The sequence below is a fragment of the Woeseia sp. D3-10 genome (assembly GCF_055809415.1).
Window position 1 is genome coordinate 1 of record NZ_JBVVTW010000005.1, and the last position, 18,639, is coordinate 18,639.

General features: G+C 56.2%; 12 protein-coding genes and 2 pseudogenes. 5 read left to right on the top strand and 9 right to left on the bottom strand.

All coding sequences use genetic code 11. The features are described 5' to 3' along the window. Nucleotides 1-488: 488 nt before the first annotated feature. Both AC0L8N_RS00305 and fusA read left to right on the top strand, forming a co-directional pair. A pseudogene (locus tag AC0L8N_RS00305) lies at nucleotides 489-1,171 on the top strand (zinc metallopeptidase). A gap of 269 nt (nucleotides 1,172-1,440) precedes the next feature. Next, nucleotides 1,441-3,527, top strand: a pseudogene (fusA, locus tag AC0L8N_RS00310) (elongation factor G). A gap of 74 nt (nucleotides 3,528-3,601) precedes the next feature. Here the strand turns inward: fusA and AC0L8N_RS00315 are convergent. Genes AC0L8N_RS00315 through AC0L8N_RS00335 form a run of 5 tightly spaced genes read right to left on the bottom strand, consistent with a single transcriptional unit; the run spans nucleotide 3,602 to nucleotide 6,571 of the window. Next, a complete protein-coding gene (locus AC0L8N_RS00315; RefSeq protein WP_473665612.1) occupies nucleotides 3,602-4,561 on the bottom strand; it encodes an SDR family oxidoreductase in 960 nt (319 codons plus the stop codon). A 26-nt stretch (nucleotides 4,562-4,587) separates the two neighbouring features. Then, nucleotides 4,588-5,262 (bottom strand): glutathione S-transferase, encoded by a 675-nt coding sequence (locus AC0L8N_RS00320; protein ID WP_473665613.1) that lies wholly within the window; start codon nucleotides 5,260-5,262, stop codon nucleotides 4,588-4,590. Between the two features lie 17 nt (nucleotides 5,263-5,279). Further along, entirely contained in the window at nucleotides 5,280-5,786 is a 507-nt protein-coding gene (locus tag AC0L8N_RS00325) for a DUF1993 domain-containing protein (RefSeq protein WP_473665614.1), read from the bottom strand. Nucleotides 5,787-5,801: 15 nt separating this feature from the next. Next, the gene (locus AC0L8N_RS00330) at nucleotides 5,802-6,170 is read right to left on the bottom strand and encodes a hypothetical protein (RefSeq protein WP_473665615.1); all 369 of its coding nucleotides are present in this window, start codon (nucleotides 6,168-6,170) and stop codon (nucleotides 5,802-5,804) included. Next, nucleotides 6,167-6,571, bottom strand: a complete 405-nt coding sequence (locus AC0L8N_RS00335; protein ID WP_473665616.1) for a hypothetical protein — start codon at nucleotides 6,569-6,571, stop codon at nucleotides 6,167-6,169. The genes AC0L8N_RS00330 and AC0L8N_RS00335 overlap by 4 nt, the downstream gene beginning before the upstream one ends. A 252-nt stretch (nucleotides 6,572-6,823) precedes the next feature. Between AC0L8N_RS00335 and AC0L8N_RS00340 the strand changes: the two genes are divergently transcribed. Together AC0L8N_RS00340 and AC0L8N_RS00345 are read left to right on the top strand one after the other, a co-directional pair. Next, nucleotides 6,824-8,407, top strand: a complete 1,584-nt coding sequence (locus AC0L8N_RS00340) for a M28 family metallopeptidase (RefSeq protein WP_473665617.1) — start codon at nucleotides 6,824-6,826, stop codon at nucleotides 8,405-8,407. Between the two features lie 281 nt (nucleotides 8,408-8,688). Continuing rightward, a complete protein-coding gene (locus AC0L8N_RS00345; RefSeq protein WP_473665618.1) occupies nucleotides 8,689-9,645 on the top strand; it encodes a calcium/sodium antiporter in 957 nt (318 codons plus the stop codon). Nucleotides 9,646-9,703: 58 nt separating this feature from the next. Here AC0L8N_RS00345 and rarD read toward each other — a convergent pair whose 3' ends face one another. Both rarD and AC0L8N_RS00355 read right to left on the bottom strand, forming a co-directional pair. Continuing rightward, entirely contained in the window at nucleotides 9,704-10,636 is a 933-nt protein-coding gene (rarD, locus tag AC0L8N_RS00350; RefSeq protein WP_473665619.1) for an EamA family transporter RarD, read from the bottom strand. A 238-nt stretch (nucleotides 10,637-10,874) separates the two neighbouring features. Then, complete coding sequence (locus AC0L8N_RS00355; RefSeq protein ID WP_473665620.1) at nucleotides 10,875-12,977, bottom strand: prolyl oligopeptidase family serine peptidase; 2,103 nt, start codon at nucleotides 12,975-12,977, stop codon at nucleotides 10,875-10,877. A 270-nt stretch (nucleotides 12,978-13,247) separates the two neighbouring features. Between AC0L8N_RS00355 and AC0L8N_RS00360 the strand changes: the two genes are divergently transcribed. Further along, complete coding sequence (locus tag AC0L8N_RS00360) at nucleotides 13,248-13,844, top strand: rhomboid family intramembrane serine protease (RefSeq protein ID WP_473665621.1); 597 nt, start codon at nucleotides 13,248-13,250, stop codon at nucleotides 13,842-13,844. A gap of 103 nt (nucleotides 13,845-13,947) precedes the next feature. On the opposite strand, the gene AC0L8N_RS00365 is transcribed toward AC0L8N_RS00360, so the two are convergent. Together AC0L8N_RS00365 and AC0L8N_RS00370 are read right to left on the bottom strand one after the other, a co-directional pair. Continuing rightward, on the bottom strand, nucleotides 13,948-17,208 hold the full coding sequence (locus AC0L8N_RS00365; protein WP_473665623.1) for an efflux RND transporter permease subunit: 3,261 nt from the start codon (nucleotides 17,206-17,208) through the stop codon (nucleotides 13,948-13,950). A gap of 5 nt (nucleotides 17,209-17,213) precedes the next feature. Beyond that, on the bottom strand, nucleotides 17,214-18,359 hold the full coding sequence (locus AC0L8N_RS00370) for an efflux RND transporter periplasmic adaptor subunit (protein ID WP_473665624.1): 1,146 nt from the start codon (nucleotides 18,357-18,359) through the stop codon (nucleotides 17,214-17,216). Nucleotides 18,360-18,639 lie beyond the last annotated feature (280 nt).

Genomic DNA, 18,639 nt, shown 5'->3' on the forward strand with positions numbered 1-18,639 from the left:
GCACGGGTGAAACCTTGTACTTCACATCTTTGTGCGCGCCGAATTTCAGCAGTACCTGGCTTTCGGTCCAGTCTTGAATCAATTGTGCAGACATTGTTTCGGATCCCCTTGTTCTGGATTTATCTCGGTCCGGCAATATCAATTTGGGTTGCAAACGTTGTGCCAGACCGGCAGTGCCCGGGATTGCACTGCATAACAAGGCTCTGGTCGAAAGCCGCTGCCCCGGCTAGCTACAAAACAGCCGCCGATCACTGCAAATTTTCGTCACTTTTTGACCGAAATTCTGCAAATTGCGACATCGGTTTGACATAGTCCACAGTCAGACAAGACGGTGCCTACAGCTATTCGCCGCTCGCAACACCCTGACGAATTAACGCAGTGACTGGCCAGCGAGTGCCGCGATCCGGTAACCGGCCACCGTACCGACAGGCTGGAGTGAATAATCCGGAACCGCCGCCCGCTGTGAACGTGGGCTACAATCGCCCGCCATGATCTACCTCCTACTCGCCCTGCTCGTGCTCCTGCTGGTTTTCGGACCCGGCATTTGGGTCAACGCGTGCTAACGCGTTACTGAACACCGGCCAATCGTTATGGCGGCAGTGGCGCCGAGCTCGCGCGGCACCTGCTCGATCTGTCCGGTCTGAACACCGTGACTGTTGAGCGCACCCAGAACGGCGATCACTACGACCTCATCCGCAAAAGCGGTGCGGCTCACCGATGACAAGTACGACGGTCACTCATTGACCGCCATCACCGTCGCCGCCCACGAGGTCGGTCACGCCATTCAGGACGCCGAGGGCTATCGCCCCCTGCGCTGGCGCGGCCGGCTGGTGCGAATGATGCGCCCGGTCGAACGGGTCGGCGCGCTCGTCCTGATGGTATCGCCATTTCTCGTGCCCTGACCCGCGCGCCGGCCCTTGGTATGCTGATGTTTCTGGGAGGGCTCCTGACGCTCGCGACCAGCATCCTGGTGCATCTGGTCACCTTGCCGACAGAGTTTGACGCCAGTTTCGGCCGGGCCCTGCCATTGCTGAAGCGGGAATCGATTCTCAAGCCCGCCGACCATCCGCACGCCCACCGGCTGCTGACGGCCGCGGCGCTCACTTACGTGGCGGCATCCCTGATGAGCCTGCTGAACATGGCTCGCTGGCTGGCTATCCTGCGTCGCTGAGCGCTCCGAGCCGGAATGCGCGGGCAGCCCACATATTTTCCGGTGGTTATAGTGGCATGTGGCTGATATTATCCGCGCCCGACGGCCGATTTGGCCCCGCAACAGTTGCGCGGGCTGGCGAACCAGCCCCTCTTCGGCGCCGAACATGCAAGCCGCCCATGGCGACAAACTGGCCTCCCGACAAGCGCCAGGCAGTGTGAATGCACTCTGCCGGGCCGGGCCGTTGCTGCGAGTGGTCCTTACAATTTGACGACTAAAAAAGTACTGACATGAGAGATCTCAACATCTACCGCAACATCGGCATCTTCGCCCACGTCGACGCCGGCAAGACAACCACGACTGAACGCATCCTTAAGCTGACCGGCAAGATTCACAAGACCGGTGAGGTGCATGACGGCGCTGCCACCACTGACTTCATGGAGCAGGAACAGGAACGTGGTATCACGATCCAGTCCGCTGCCACGAGCTGTGAGTGGAACGGCCATCGTCTGAACGTCATCGATACGCCTGGACACGTGGATTTCACCATTGAGGTCTATCGTTCATTGAAAGTCCTGGACGGCGGCATCGGCGTGTTCTGCGGATCCGGCGGTGTGGAACCTCAGTCGGAGACCAACTGGCGGTACGCAAATGACGCCGGCGTTGCGCGCATCATTTACGTCAACAAGCTGGATCGCATCGGCGCGGATTTCATGCGCGTCGTGCAGCAGGTTAAAGACGTACTGGCTGCAAGTCCGCTGGTTATGGTTTTGCCAATCGGTATCGAAGAAAACTTCAAGGGTGTCGTTGACCTTCTGACCCGCAAAGCCTGGGTCTGGGATGAGTCTCGGCGACCCCACCGCGTACACCGAACAGGATGTGCCCGCTGACATGCAGGCGCAGGTTGACGAGTGGCGTGAAAAATTGATCGAAACTGCCCTCGAGCAGGACGACGCGTTGCTGGAGAAATACCTGGAAGGTGAAGAGCCCTCCATTGCAGACCTCAAGCGTTGCATCCGCAAGGGCACGATTGGTCTCGACTTCTTCCCGACTTACTGCGGTTCTTCCTTTAAAAACAAAGGTGTACAGAACGTACTTAATGCAGTTGTTGACTACCTGCCGAACCCGACCGAAGTTGATCCTCAGCCGGAAATTGACCTGGAAGGCAACGAAACGGGCGGCTATGCCATTGTGGACGTCAACAAGCCACTGCGTGCCCTCGCGTTCAAAATCATGGACGACCGGTATGGTGCCCTGACCTTCACCCGTATCTACTCGGGCCAAATCAAGAAAGGCGACACCGTACTCAACACGTTCACGGGCAAGACCGAACGCATTGGCCGTATTGTCGAGATGCACGCGAACTCGCGCACCGAGCTCGAGACCGCACAGGCGGGTGACATCATCGCCCTGCTCGGCATGAAGAATACCCAGACCGGCCACACACTTGCCGACCCGAACAAACCGGCAACGCTGGAGCCGATGGTGTTCCCGGATCCCGTGATCTCAATTGCCATTGCGCCGAAAGACAAAGCAGGCAACGAGAAAATGGGTGTCGCACTGAACAAGATGGTTCAGGAAGATCCGTCGTTCCGCATCATGACCGACGAAGACTCCGGCGAAACCATCATGATGGGCATGGGCGAGCTGCATCTGGACATTAAGGTCGATATCCTTCGTCGCACGCATCATGTGGAAGTGGAAGTGGGCAAACCGCAGGTGGCTTATCGCGAGACCATCACCAAGGCGGTTGACGATTCCTACACCCATAAGAAGCAGACAGGTGGCTCCGGTCAGTTCGGTAAGATTGATTACCGCATCGAACCGGCGGAAACCAACGCTGGTTACGAGTTTGAATCGAAAGTAACGGGCGGTAACGTTCCCCGCGGAATACTGGAGTGCGATCGAGAAAGCGTTCGGTGCTTGCCTGTCCGAGGGTACCCTTGCCGGCTTCCCGATGCTGGACGTCCGTTTCATCCTGCTCGACGGTTCCTACCACGCAGTTGACTCCTCAGCCATGGCGTTCGAACTGGCAACACGTGCAGCCTACCGCCAGTCGATACCGAAAGCCGGTCCGCAGTTGCTTGAGCCGATCATGAAAATTGACGTTTTCACGCCTGACGAACATGTCGGCGATGTCATTGGTGACCTCAATCGCCGTCGCGGCATGATCAAGTCTCAGGACACCGGCCCAACCGGCGTTCGCGTCAAGGCGCAGGCACCGCTGGCCGAAATGTTCGGCTACATTGGCCACCTGCGCACCATGACCTCGGGTCGCGGTCAGTTCTCTATGGAATTCGACCACTACTCTGCGTGCCCGGCGAACGTGGCGGAAGCCGTCGTCAAAGAAACGAAAGAACGCAAAGCCAAGAAATAGACTTAGCGACAACGCAAAAGAGAACGCCCGCTATACGCGGGCGTTTTTTTTGGCCTTGGACATCCGGTCCGCTATCACTCCTGTTGGAGGCGGGCTCGTTGCAGAGCCGCATCCAGCATCTGCACCAACTGATCACGGTCAAAACTGTAAGCGTTGTTCTGATTGAGCTGTACAGTCTCTTCGATGGCCTTTTGAATGGTCATCTCGGCTTCACCCTGAGATGGCGTCACCATATAGCGGCGTTGCGGCCGCGGATCGAACAGCGCGTGCACAACCGCGGCCGACACCGCATGCGGTTCCTGATACCGGGAACGATCAGCCACTGCGCCGCTCAGAAACTGCAAGCGATCCTTGAACAAAGATCCCTCAATATCGAAACTGCCGTCTTCCAGTCGACGGCGCACAGTTGCACCGATATTCGAGTTGTAATTGCCCGGCTCTACGGCGCTGACATGCACACCCAAAGGTAGCATTTCATTGGCCAACGCATCGGTGTATGCCTCGAGTGCATGCTTGCTCATGCTGTAGTGGCCAAGGAACGCGCCACTGAGAATTCCGGAAATCGAAGTGATATTGACCACCCGTCCGCCGGACTCGAGCAACAACGGCGCGAAGGCTTTGGTTACCCGGTACGGGCCGTACACATTGACGTCGAACAGCCACTCCAGCTCCTCAATGTCCGTCTCGATCAAGGGACCCATCACCGCAACACCGGCGTTATTGACCACGCCGTACAAGCCGCGACCTGCGTCAGTAATTCTCGCGACCGCCGCATCAATGTGTTCGGGATAAGTAACGTCCAGTTTCACAGCCTGAACGTTATCTATCTCATTCAGGTCGGCAAGGTCCTGATCCTTGCGCGCGCCCGCATAGACAAAGTAACCGTCCGCGACAAGACGCCTGGTGATATTTAAACCAATGCCTGAACTCGCACCAGTCACCAGAACTGCCTTTTGTGGCATCTCTGAATCTGCGCAGACTGCGACGTTAAAAATCAAGCCGAAGAAAAACACAATTGCGAGTCCAAGCTTCATAACAACTCCTGTCAAACTACCTATAACTAACTCATCAGCGCGAGTTCGCCGCCCTGTTCAAGGGCCCGACGATAAGCCGGACGCGCGTGAATTCGAGTAAGAAACGCCTGTAAAGCCGGATACCGATCGCCAAGCCCGGCGCGGCTTGCTGTGGCCTCAACCGGAAAGCTCATTTGAATGTCAGCTGCCGAAAAATCCGGTCCCGCAAACCATTCACTTGCCGCCAACGTTGCCTCCATATAATCCAGCGCGCGTTTCGTGTTGGGCTGCAAATAAGACTGCCTGACTTTCCCGGCAATACTCTTCGCGATGGGTTTCGCGAAAAACGGCATCCTGGCTTTCTCCAGCCGGTTGAAAATCAGCGACATCACCATTAGTGGCATAAAGCTACCTTCCGCAAAGTGCATCCAGTATCGGTACTGTTGATAGGCCGCAGTTGATTTTGCCGGCAAGAGGGCACTCTCGCTATCAAACTGCTCAAGGAGGTATTCAATGATCGCGCCCGATTCCGCGATAGTGCGACCGTCATGAGTAATCACCGGCGCTTTGCCCAGCGGATGCACGGCAAGCAGCTCAGGTGGAGCCAGCGAAGTCTCCGGATCACGCCGGTAGGTCTTCAATTCGTAATGAACCTCAAGCTCCTCAAGCAACCAAAGGATGCGGTGTGAGCGGGAGTTTTCCAGATGATGCAGGACTACCATCGACAGACTCCGCGGTTTCAGCGTGCTCCAAGAAAGTCGCGTTTGCCTATCGCGAGGCCATTGTGGCGCAGGATGTTGTACGCCGTCGAAATGTGAAAATAGAAGTTCGGCAATACAAACCCAAGCACGTAGGACTGGCCGGTAAATTCCAGGGTCTGCCCCCCGACCTTCAAGGTAATCGCGCGTTCTTCCGCGCCGTCGAACTGCTCCGGTTTGAAGCTGGCAAAGTAATCGAGTGACTGGCGTATACGTGCATGCAGATCCGCAAATGTTGCTTCTTTGTCTTCCCAGACTGGTACATCACTGCCCGACAAGCGGGCTGCCGCCCCTTTGCCAATATCGGTCGCGATTCTGATCTGCGAGATGAGATTCAGCATGTTCGGAAACAACCGTGCTTGCAGCAATGCATTCGGATCTATCGAGTTATCCTCGGCATACGCTTCCGCCTTATCGATGATTGCGTCGAGGTTGAGCAGCATACGGGACATGGCGCCGACCGTTTGGTCATATACAGAAATACTCATTAATGGAGCTCCGGTTCAGGTCGACAATTGGTTTCGACGAAAATATTGAAAAGTAAGGTACGCCAGCAGCAACGTGATTGCGCCCGCCACGGGCTCGAAAGCACCACCCAACATTGCGCGCAAAGATTGCGCGTAAAACAAGGCAAAGAACCAGTGAGCCGTCATTAACACACCGATCCAGAACGCAAGGTGTTTCGCCCAGCGATAATCACGGTAGCCGAAGCGCGCAATGTTGCCGGTAATGATCGGCACGATAAGTATCACAGTGGGGATGATGAAGTGCTTACCGATAATGAACTGGTGCAGCACCGCTATGCCACTTAGAAGTGCCAATAGCACGCACAGTGTTTCCAGTGAGTATTGCAATGTGAAGGCTTTCTTCATTCCACTCCCTCGCGTTGTTTTTTCAATTCAATTTCAAGCAGGTGACAATCGTGGACGACGTTCGCCGGCTCGCCCCCATGCATCATACCGGGCTCCCAGACCACATCGCCGGTCGTGAACGATTGCATTCGGCGTTCACCGCGGCCAGTCGTTTCCAGCCACGCGCAGGAATTCAGGAAAACGGTGAGTCTGTCCGGGTGCTGATGGAGGGGCGGCAGCTCCCCGTTCCGCACGGTAGTGTCCAGTACCCGAACCTGACGGTTGTCGAGTTTCACCTGGTAGATGTGCGGCGCTACTTTAGCGGGATCCAGCAGGTCGCCAATCGACGCTCCCATGCTGAAACCGGCCGCGAACAACAGAGCACCAAATAAGGCGACCGCTGCGATGATTCCTGACTTCAATGACCCAGCTCCTCAACCTGTCGCGGCAAAGGCCGCAATACGCACGTTATCACCCGCTGGACTCCCGGAGTTAGTTCCTTTCGGTTACTTACGCGACGAGGGAAAAATGCTAGCATTTGCAACTACTTTCACTTGGAAGGTTCTACTATGAGCGTGCTCAGGCAATTCTCTCCGCTGCTTGTTCTTGCCCTTATTTGTGGCTGCGCGCCTGATAACGAACAAACCGAAGCGCCTGTCAGCCCGGACACCGCCTTGGACACCATTACGACGAATGCACTGCAGGCGCACGTCGAGTACCTCGCCTCGGATGAAATGCAGGGACGAATGACCGGTACATCGAATTACGTCGCGGCCGCAAATTACGTTGCGAACGAATTCGAGGCACTCGGACTTACTCCGGGTGGCGAGGACAATACCTGGTTTCAGGAAGTACCGCTGCTCGCCAATCGTATCGACGTCGACAAGGCTACCGTCACACTGCACCAGGACAGTGGCGACGCCGGGCTTAAGTGGAAAGAAGACTTCATCATGGGCGGTGATCAGGTACGGGATGAGACCTTTGTACGCGGAGAGGTCGTGTACGTAGGCTATGGCATACACGCGCCGGAAATCGGCTATTCCGACTACGAAGGCATCGATGTCAACGGCAAAATCGTTGCCATCTTCAGCGGCGCACCCGATACCTTCGACCACAACGAGCGAGCTTTTTACTCATCAGGCCGTACCAAATCGCAAGAGATGGTCAAACGTGGCGCGATAGGCTCGATTAGCCTGCAGTCTCGTTTACGCCAGAAACAGTACCCGTGGAAACGCCTGACCATGAACGCCGGCCGACGGCCAGGCATGGCGTGGGTCAATTTGTCGGGTGAAGCAGCGGGCTTTAATCCCGAGCTGCTGGGCGCTGCCACGCTCAGTGTAGAAGCCGCAACCGCCCTCTTCGACACCACACCGATCAGTTTTGAACAAGCGCTGGATGCGGCAGAGAACGGCCAGCCACGTTCTACCGCGCTGGGTGTTGAAGTTTCGCTGTCCCGCAAAACCAATCATGAGCACACGACCAGCCCGAACGTGATCGGCATACTGCCCGGTAGCGATCCGGAGCTGAAAAGCCAGTACGTTGTGTACAGTGCGCATCTCGATCACGTTGGCACCGGTGCGGCCGTAGATGGCGACGAGATTTACAATGGCGCCTACGACAACGCGATGGGCGTGTCCTTGATGATCGAGGCCGCACGGGCATTCGCGGCACTGGAGCAGCCACCAAAGCGCTCCATCATGTTCATCGCTCTGACCGGCGAGGAACGCGGACTACTGGGCTCCGACTACTTTGCTCACTACCCGACGGTGCCGCATTCAGCCCTGACCGCGAACGTGAATCTGGATATGCCGTTATTTTTGTATCCTGTTGCAGACATCATTGCGTTCGGCGCAGAACACACGACGCTCGGCGCTACCATCGACTCGGCCATCGCTGCCGAGAATTTCACGTTGACGCCAGACCCTATCCCTGAAGAAGTCATTTTCATTCGCAGCGATCAATATTCCTTCGTCCGCCAGGGTGTGCCGGCGGTCTATCTGATCCCTGGATTCAGCTCGACGGATACGGATATCGATGGCGAAAAAGCCTTCCGCGACCACCTCGCCACGCACTACCACCAACCCAGCGACGATATGAGCCGACCATTCGACTGGCCATCGGCGCTACGTTTCGCACGGGCCAATGTGCGTATTGGCCTCGCCGTAGCCAACGACGACGCGGAACCCACATGGCTACCAGGCGATTTTTTCGGCGAGAAATTCGGCCGCAACCGAATGGCAAGCAGCAGCGCTGAATGATCGGTCACTAACCTGGAACGAATCGTCGTCATCAGTCGTTCTCGCCACTCTAACGACTGTCATGTCCAGGCCTATTCCACGGACCAGGCGAAGACGACGTATGGCCAATCATGTGCAACTGTTTCTGCGCCGCCCGACTCCCCGACCGATCAGGACCGTGCCGCGCAATAAGCGCCGGTGAGCCGGACCGAACACCGGGATCCATACGTAGAAAACGACTGTCGGCAACCACGCCGTCAAGTATGATCCACTAGTCCTTTCCATTTTCAGGGAGCCAAGTCTTGCTCGACATTGTCACCTTGCTTGCCGGCCTGCTGCTGCTCGTAAAAAGTGCTGACTGGCTGGTGCAGGGAGCATCCGACCTGGCAACCCGCTACGGCATCTCACCGTTGGTCGTAGGCCTCACTATCGTCTCGTTTGGCACTTCCATGCCGGAGTTGCTGGTCACCCTTATCTCCGGCTTGCGCCATAACCCGGACCTGGCGATTGGCAATATTATCGGCAGTAACATCGCCAACGTATTACTGGTGCTTGGCGTCGCCGCGATAATCCGCCCATTACCGGTCAAAGATTCTACGGTGGTATCGGAAATACCGTTCTCGCTTACCGCTGCTCTGCTCGTCGGATTTCTGGCCAACGCGGCACTGTTCACCGACAACCCGGCATTAACCATCAGTCGTTATGACGGTGCCATATTGCTGTTGTTTTTTGCGCTATTCCTGCTCTACGTCTACAAGATGAGCCGCACGCCCGACAGTTTCGCAACCGAGGTTCGCCCCGACCTCACTGTGACCCGCTCCACCGTCTATATCTTGTTCGGCGTCGCCGGCCTTTACCTGGGGGGGCAGTGGGTCGTTGATGGTGCTCTCGGCATTGCCACGTTGCTGGAGGTGGATGACGCCCTGATCGGTCTGACCGTCGTCGCTGTCGGCACGTCTACGCCCGAACTGGTCGCATCGGCAGTTGCTGCTCGCCGTGGTGAAACCGACATTGCCGTCGGCAACGTGGTTGGCTCTAACATTTTCAATCTGCTTTGGATTTTGGGCTTTACCTCGGCGATCGTCGAACTGCCGTTCGAAGTCGTAAACAACGCCGACTTGCTATTGGTTACCGGTGCCAGCGTGATGCTTATTGTCGCCCTGGTGACTGGCCGGCAGCGAACTATTCAACGCCCTCACGGCATCCTGTTCGTAGCGCTGTACGGGCTATACCTGGCGTACGTCATTTTGCGCAGTTGAAACCAATCCCGAAACACCGCACATTGCTTTGCTACGATAGAACTGAGGGACGGATCGGCTAGCCCGGTTGGGTTATGGGTACGCGCACGCGACTGCTGCGCCATGCGTCCAGACTGAACAACAGAACGGCAGACCAGATAAACGCAAAGCAAATGAGGTGTGCCGTACTCAAGGTTTCGCCATAAGCAACGCCAACGAGAAACTGCAGGGTCGGTGCCAGGAACTGCATAAAGCCAACAGTCGACAACGTGAGGCGTCGGGCAGCCAGTGCGAAACAAAGCAACGGCAACACGGTCAACGGCCCAGCGAGTACTAACAACATCGATTGACTCGTGCCGATATTAGCAAAGACCGCCGTACCCGCGTTGGCGAGATAAATCGCGTAGCCAAGTGCCAGGGGCAATAAAATGGACGTTTCGATGAACAAGCCTGGCATTGCGCCAACATCCGTTTTCTTGCGAATGACGCCGTAAAACGTAAACGATGTCGCCAGCACTATCGAGATTAACGGGAACTGCCCACCACTGACGGTCAGGACAGCAACACCAATCGTAGCCAATACGACCGCCAGAATCTGCACCCGGCGCAACGTTTCGCCAAACAGGAATACGCCGATGACCACGTATATCAACGGGTTGATGTAGTAGCCAAGACTCGCCTGAAATATCTGCGATTGCTGAACCGCCCAGATATATACCAGCCAGTTGACGGCAATGAACATTGACGCAGCCATCAAGAGTAACAACGTACGGCGGTGCCGTATTGCTCGTCTGACTTCTGGCCATTGTCGACGCAATACGATGATCAAAGCGCCGAACGGAACAGCCCAGACTATGCGGTGCGCCAGTATCTCAAGCGCGGGCACGTGCTGCGTCACTTTAAAATAAATCGGCAGGAAGCCCCACATACTGAATGCGGCCAACGCCGCGATCACACCATTACGTGCGCTTGCTTCGGGAGTCTCGGTTACTGCGCCGGTACTGCTACTCATTGCTTGCTCAAAGTTCGTCGGGTGTCAGACAGACATGCTGCGCCAGCAGCAACAGCATTGCATTAAACGCGCTGCACCGGCCACTGGCTATATACAATCACCGGCTCAGCAGGACTGATCAGACCACCAAGGACCGAGGTCCGCTAACGCCGCGAACCTGAGTATTCTGAACCGACCGTCGCTATACCGTCGGTCATCCAAGCTACTGGCGCTTGCCACGCAGCGGAAGGTGCCTCTCCTATTTCCGGGAACGAGCGTCATTGCCGGGCGATGTTCCGAATCCGTCCGGCAACTGCATGCCAAGGACGCGCAGCAGAAACCCCCAGCGATCCGCGTATTCTGCGATGACCTTGTCAGTAGGGGTTCCCGCACCGTGACCGGCCCGGGTCTCGATTCGAATCAGTACCGGTCGGTCACCCGACTGCGCTGCTTGCAGCGCGGCGGCATACTTGAAGCTGTGTGCGGGCACCACGCGGTCATCCGTATCGGCGGTTGAAATCAACACCGCCGGGTAGTCAGTGCCAGGCTTAATGTTGTGGTACGGCGAATACGCAAGCAACGCCGGAAACAGATCCGGGTCGTCCGGTGAGCCGTAGTCATCGACCCAGAAGCGACCCGCCGTGAAGCGATGAAAGCGCAACATGTCCATAACCCCAACCGCCGGCATTGCGGCGGCGAACAACTCCGGGCGTTGATTGCAAACGGCGCCAACCAGTAGACCGCCATTGCTCCCACCGAATATCGCAAGCTTGTCAGGCTTAGTGTATTTCAACTCAACCAGTTCTTCCGCCGCGGCGATAAAATCCGCGAAGACATTCTGTTTCTGCAACCCGGTGCCGGCCTTGTGCCAGTCCTCGCCGTACTCTCCGCCGCCGCGAATGTTCGCAACTGCCCAGACACCCCCCATCTCCATCCAGGCAAGACGAGCAGCAGAAAACTCCGGCGTGACAGCGATATTGAACCCACCATAGCCATAGAGCACGGTTGGATTCGCGCCGTTAAGGTCTGTGTTCTTGTGGTGAGCAATGAACATCGGAACCTGCGTTCCGTCTGTCGAATTAACAAACCGCTGCTCTACGACATAGTCATCACTATTGAAATCAACGCTGGGACGTTTGAACACGGTCGACGTTCGGCTACTTGCATCGAGGTGAAATATGGTCGCCGGGGTCGCAAGACTGGAATAGCTGTAAAAAGTCTCTGCGCCCTCCGCGTCTCCCGCGAAGCCAAACGCGCTGCCAATGCCAGGCAAACGGAGACTGCTGGCAAAGCTCCCGTCCAGTTCATGAATATTGACGAGGGACCGGGCATCCTGCATGTACTGCAGAATAAAATTATCTGCCACACAACTAACCGCAGTCAGTACATTGTCTGTCTCGGCAATGATCTCCCGCCACTCGCTCCGGTTCGGCTGTTCCGTATCTATCGCTATCAACCGGCCGCGCGGCGCATCACAGGTTGTGCGGAAGAACAATTCCGAGCCGCGACTTCCGGCCAGAGAAAAATCGTGTTCGAACCCTTCGACCAGCATCTGCGGTTCTGCAGAGTCATTCCGCAAATCCAGCAACGCGAGTTGAAACCGGTTATCGGTGCCTTTCCAGACGGTAATAAGCAGAAACCGTTTGTCGTCGCTAACTTCCGCAGCGTAGCCCCAGTCCGGGTGCTCCGGGCACGAATAGACACAGTGGTCGCTTTCCTGTGCCTCACCGAGTATATGAAAATAGAGGGCTTGATTTGTATTCAGCGACTGAAACGTCGCCCCATCCTCAGGCGCTGGGTAGCGGCTGTAGTAGAAACCACGGCCATTCGGATGCCAGGCCAGGCCTGTGAACTTGAGCCACTGCAACCTGTCGCCAAGGAACTCGCCGCTGCGAATATCCAGTACCCGCGCAGCTCGCCAGTCCGTGCCGCCATCTTGCAGTAGCACCGCGAGAAAACGCCCGTCTGGACTCGGGAACCAGGACGCGACCGCAACGGTACCGTCCGTTGACAGCGTATTCGGGTCCAGAACGAGTTCCGGTTCTGAGTGCAGATCGTCCTGCACATAGATCAGGTTTTGATTCAGCAGGCCCGTATTGCATTCGAAAAAGTACCTACCGCCCTTTTTCACCGGCAAACCAAATCGTTCGTAATCCCACAGCGCGCGGAGTCGGTTGGCAATACGCTCGCGCTCACCTATGTCCCGTAGAAACGCTTCGGTGATCTCGTTCTGCTTGCCAACCCATGCCGCAACCTCGGCGTGATCACGAACATCGCCTTCAAGCCAGCGGTACGGATCCGCAACAATAGTTCCGTGCAAGATGTCGGTGTGATCACTTCTGAAGCTGACGGGATAATCCACAATGTTGCTCGCTGCGTTCTGGTCGATGGGACATGGTTGTTACCTATCCAGCAGCAGATCGTGCAACAAGCGACCTTGGAGTCGGTTTGATGCAGACTTGATCGCCGCCGCATAGCGGCACTCACGCCGATACCGGTTAATACCCGCTATCGCGCCGGCGCAGTCTACGGGGCACGGTGTGGGGCGACAATCCCTGAGGGCCTGAAATCCGCTCTTCCAGCGTGCTCATCGCTGCTTTACGCTAACAGTCTCGACATTACAGGACCCGACATGACCGAACCCGCCGCAACAGCAATCCTGGCACTGACTATTGCTATCAGTCTGCTCGGGCTTTACCGCGTTCCAGCCATTATCGAGAAGGGCTTGTTTCGCCCCTATTGGTTTTTGCGGGCCAAACGTTACGAAACCATCATTACCAGTGGCTTCATCCACGCTGACCTTGGCCACCTGCTGTTCAATATGGTGACCTTTTTCTTCTTTGCGTTTCAGCTGGAACAGACGCTGGGTACCGGTTATTTTCTACTGCTGTATTTTGTAGGCTTGGTCGTCAGCCATTCCTGCAGTTATTTCAAGCATCAGAACAACCAGCATTACGCGTCACTTGGCGCGTCAGGCGCCGTGTCGGCCGTTTTATTTGCCTACATCGTCTACTACCCGGCGCGCACCCTCATCATCTTTCCTCTGCCCATCCCAATACCCGCCGCCATTTTCGCAGTGCTCTATGTCGCGTGGTCCTGGTGGGCGGGGAAGCAGGCGCGTGGCCGTATCAATCACGACGCTCATCTGTGTGGCGCACTAAGTGGGCTGGCCTTCGTAGCAGTTGTCGACCCTGCGGCGTTCCGCGCGTTGCTGCAAATGTTCTTCTAGCCCGGCTACCATCACGGCGGCCAGGAGCGGAGCCACAGTATTCGTCATAGTCCCCGTCCGCAGCCAACAGCGCTTTAGGGTTTTGCAGAACGCGTTCTACGGACTAACTTCCATCGTGGGAGCTCCTGGTGGCCGGTGTCGGCGGCAATCCTGAATTCATTGGCTCCGTAACTGTCGACTTTTCACGACCCAGCAACAGGTCAACAAGGAACCGCGTCCCCCGCCGAAAGTCGATTTGCGCGAGGTATAACGCAGGAACCAGAAACAAGGTGATGACAGTCGCAAACAAGATGCCGAAACTCAGCGATATAGCCATAGGAATGACAAACTGGGCCTGCACACTCCGCTCGAAAATAATCGGTAACAAACCGAACGCCGTGGTCAGTGAGGTCAGGACAATTGCCCTGAAGCGCTGTGCACCTGACTGTATTACCGCATCCCGCGCTGACCGGCCTTCTTTCCGCGCGGAGTTTACGAAGTCGATCATGATCAGGCTGTCGTTCACCACAACCCCTGCAAGAGCAACCAGACCAAACAGGGAAAACATGCTGATCGCCGTATCGAGCAGTATGTGGCCAATCACTGCACCGACCAAACCGAAGGGAATGACCGACATGATAATCAGCGGCTGGCTGTAGGAACGCAGCGGTATCGCGATCAATGCGAAAATCAGAAAGAAAGCCGCGGCCGACGCTTTAGCGAGACTCTCGCCGAGTTCCATTTCTTCACGACTGGCGCCATCCAGTTCGAAGCTCACCCCGGCATGTCGGGACACAAGGCCTGGTATGTAATCCTCTGCAATTTGTTGGATCATCACACCCGGCTCGACGATGTCCGGGTCAATATCGGCGGACACTGCGACAACCCGTTTGCGGTTCTGCCGATTGATACTGGAATAGCCCTGCGCGAACTCAATCTCGGCAACATCACCAAACGGTATTTCGTCTCCCGCCGGCGTTCGAATGCGCATATTCTCCAAATCGGCTATTGATCGGCGGTCCTCGCGCGGATAACGCACCATGACTTTGACTTCGTCTTTGCCACGCTGAATTCGTTGCGCCTCTTCGCCGTAAAATGCCTGCCGCACCTGCCGTCCCAGAGACGACATCGTCAAGCCCAACGCTTCAGCTTCCGGCTTGATCGTAAGCCGGATTTCTTCCGCACCGTGGTCCACTGAATTACGAACGTCGAACACTCCATCGAACCCCGACAGATGCTCTTCCAATTCTGATGCTGCGCGCTCCAGTGACTCGTAGTTGCTACCGGTCAGATTGAAACTTAGCGCCGCGCCGCCGCCAATGTTATCCCCCGATGAGAAATCCAGCTCTTTGACACCGGGAATTTCTCCGACTCTTTCGCGCCACAAATCGGTGACCGCCCGACCTTCCAGCGGCCGATTCTCATCGAGCGGTAATTCGACAAACAACACTCCACTGGTATCGCCGTTCGTGAATACACCCACGTGATGCACTGGTTCCATAGACTCGGGATGCTCGCTGGCATACTCCGCGTTAATATCGAGCAGCGCTTGTTCTATCTGTAGCAACACTTCGTTGCGCCGCTCAGGCGCGGTGCCGCTGTTCATCGTCAGTTCGGCCTGAATAAAGTCGCCAGGCACATCCGGAAACATGACGACGCGGGCAACTCCCCCATTCATCAGGCCTATCGTCACGATCAGCACAGCGACAAAAATACTTATCGTCAATCCGCGGTTGTCGACCGCCCTGCCGAGCATCGGCAAGTACCATCGTTGAATCACGAACTGCAAACCATGTTGAATCCGCCGTTGAATGCGCTGAAAAAACCGCGACACACGCTCCAGTGGACGCATCTCGCTGTACGGCCGGAAAATAGCGGACTCATCAATCGGTTTGATTGACGCACGCGCGAGGTGCGACGGCAAAATCAGTTTCGATTCAACCAATGAGAACAGCAGGCACAGAACAACCACCATCGACATGGCTTCGAAAAATGGCGCGAAAATTCCTTCCAGAAACAATAACGGCGCAAACGCTGCGATAGTGGTCAGAACGCCAAAGGTAGCCGCAACAGCCACTCGACGCGTGCCGTCAATCACGTTGTCCAGCGTGTGCCCGTCCGCGCGAACTTTCGTGTAAATGCTCTCGCCGATAATAATGGCGTCATCGACCACGATACCGAGCACAAGTATGAAACCGAACAGACTGATCATGTTGACGGTGACGGGCCAGGGCCCGTAAGGGAGTAACCACAAGGCGCCAAAGAATGTAACGGGAATACCCACGATTACCCAGAACGCCACTTTCAACCGCAGAAACAAAGCAAGGATAATGAAGACAAGTAGTGCGCCCTGAAACATGTTGGTCATCATCATGTCGAGACGACCCTTGAGGTAGTGCGAGCGATCCACCCAGGTATCGATCTGCACACCGACTGGCAGGCTCTCCCGTTTTTCGGCGGTGTATTGCTCTACCACCGCGGCCGTTTCCAGCTCGTTCTGGCCTCCGCTTGCGAGTACCCGAAGCACGGCAGTTGGCTCACCATCGAAACGGCCGAAATCCATTGACTCGGCGAACGCGTCACGAACGGTGGCAATGTCGCCCAACGTCAAACGAGTACCGTCAGCAAAGGTGCGCAGAATTATCTGATCAAATTCATCGCCGGTGTACGCCTGGCCTTCCGTACGCAGCAAGATGTCGCCACTCGTACTCTTGATCGAGCCGCCGGGCAAATCAACAGAACTGCTTTGGATCGCCTGCGATATTTCACTCATCGTCAGTCCGTACTCGCGCAATGTCTGCTCCGACACTTCGACGCTGATTTCGTACGGCCGGTCGCCAAGCACCTGCACCTGATTCACCGACGGCAATGCCATCAACTCTTCACGCACCTGTTGGGCCAGGGTCTTGCGAGCGAACTCATCCATATCGCCGTATACCGACAGGAACACGACGTGAATCGGTACTTCTTGTTTCGCAACTACGGGCTTTTCTGTCAGAGCCGGAAACGTCGAGATTGCATCGACCCGTACTTTGATTTCACTCAGTACTTCATTTAGGTCAGCGCCCGATTCTATTTCGGCCGTCACAATGCCCATACTTTCGTACGCATTCGAATTGATTTTGACGATGCCCTCGACGTCCTGAATCGCCTCCTCAATCTTGATGACGACGCCTTCCTCGACCTCCTGCGGGGCAGCGCCAAGGTACGGCACGCGAATCTGCACATTGTTCAGCTCGAAGTCCGGCGTAGTCTGTTTGCGTATCGTAAATGCGGAGGCAACCCCGAAGACGACGATCATCAGCATCAACAGGTTCGCGGCAACATGATTGGAGGCAAACCAGGCAATCGCGCCGGTTTTTGACGTGGTCATGCTGGGCTTCATGACTTTCAGTCCTCCGAATTGGCGGCGACGTCGGCGCCGTTGCGGCCGCTGACCCGCACCTGCATCCCATTGACAGGTGATTCAATCGGCGTCAGGTTGATACGCTTGCCGTCCAGTTCAGCGTTACGCAACCACGCGGACGTTGCGTCGGCTCGCAGTACGTCGACTGTGCGTATACGCAGGCGCTCGTCGTCGTCCACAAACAATAGCTGGTCACCACCGCGCAACGCGGACCTTGGTACGCGCACAACGTTTTGCAGAGTACGGCCCTCGATGCTTGCAGCAACGAATGTCCCCATGGGCAATGCACTGACCGAGGTTGGATTCGCTTTCCGCTGGTAAGGGTCGTCCACGCGAGCGACGACATAGGTAACTCTGGTTTGCTCGTCCACTACGCCTTCTGTACGTACGATTCGTGCCTGCCAACTCTCCGCAACTCCGCGTTGCACAGCGGTCAAGCGCACTATCGGGCCGGCAGTCCCTCCTGATTCGGAAGGTAAATCAACAAATGCGAGGTCGGCATCCGTTAGCGGTAATCGAACCTCGGCATAGTCAGTCGCAAACACAACACCGAGCCGGCTACCTGGATTGACGAAATAGCCAATGTCCGTTTCTTTTGCTCGAACCATGCCCGCGTACGGGACACGAATACGGGTCTTTTCCAGATCTCGTCGAGCAGTAACCAAACCGGCGCGTGCGGCGGCCAACGCCGTAGCGGCTGACGCTAACTCCGCCTCGGCCCGATACCCTTGACTACGCAGCTTCTCCGCACCGTCAAACTCAATTTGTCGCTGTGCAAGTAGTGCTTCCGCCTGCTGCACGGCGACTTCGTAACGCGTAGGATCAATACGCATCAACTCTTCGTCACGGGCAAACAAGCCACCGGCAACAAACTTCGGCGAAATGCTGACAATGCTTCCAGCCACTTCCGCGCTCAGGACCGTTTCAGTCCGCGGCTTGACAGTGCCCTGAGTACGAATACTGAACTGCTCATCGATACCTTGCAGCTCGAGTACATCAACGAGCGTTGCCAGTGCGACCTCCGTCTTTTTCTCGGGAGGTGCTTTTGAGGTGACCAGCAAGAATGAGAGGAGACCGGCCGAGCCAAGGATGGCCAGGATCAGAATCGCGCGTTGTAGTTTGCGTGGCATACTTATTCCAGTTATCTGCTTCCAGGCAGCGTGACAATGACAACGCTGGCGTGTAGGTACCGACCCGGACCGGGGTGCCGTAGCACTCTGTACGCGTAGCCCCCGGATTCTGATTATTGACTACCTGCTGCCGTCACCGCTCGGTAATCATGGAGCCAATAGACCAGCCAATGCGCAGAGGTTCCATCCATCCTGCACTTTCCGGCCATAGCGCCAGCGATGGTACTCCGATATCGCCTGCCGCGTTGCGCTCAATGGCTCACACATCGGCAGGCGACGG

Excerpts from the sequence above, each read along its gene's own strand:
- AC0L8N_RS00315 (WP_473665612.1), bottom strand. The coding sequence starts at position 4,561 with ATGAAGCTTGGACTCGCAATTGTGTTTTTCTTCGGCTTGATTTTTAAC.
- AC0L8N_RS00320 (WP_473665613.1), bottom strand. The coding sequence starts at position 5,262 with ATGGTAGTCCTGCATCATCTGGAAAACTCCCGCTCACACCGCATCCTT.
- AC0L8N_RS00325 (WP_473665614.1), bottom strand. The coding sequence starts at position 5,786 with ATGAGTATTTCTGTATATGACCAAACGGTCGGCGCCATGTCCCGTATG.
- AC0L8N_RS00330 (WP_473665615.1), bottom strand. The coding sequence starts at position 6,170 with ATGAAGAAAGCCTTCACATTGCAATACTCACTGGAAACACTGTGCGTG.
- rarD (WP_473665619.1), bottom strand. The coding sequence starts at position 10,636 with ATGAGTAGCAGTACCGGCGCAGTAACCGAGACTCCCGAAGCAAGCGCA.
- AC0L8N_RS00360 (WP_473665621.1), top strand. The coding sequence starts at position 13,248 with ATGACCGAACCCGCCGCAACAGCAATCCTGGCACTGACTATTGCTATC.
- AC0L8N_RS00365 (WP_473665623.1), bottom strand. The coding sequence starts at position 17,208 with ATGAAGCCCAGCATGACCACGTCAAAAACCGGCGCGATTGCCTGGTTT.
- AC0L8N_RS00370 (WP_473665624.1), bottom strand. The coding sequence starts at position 18,359 with ATGCCACGCAAACTACAACGCGCGATTCTGATCCTGGCCATCCTTGGC.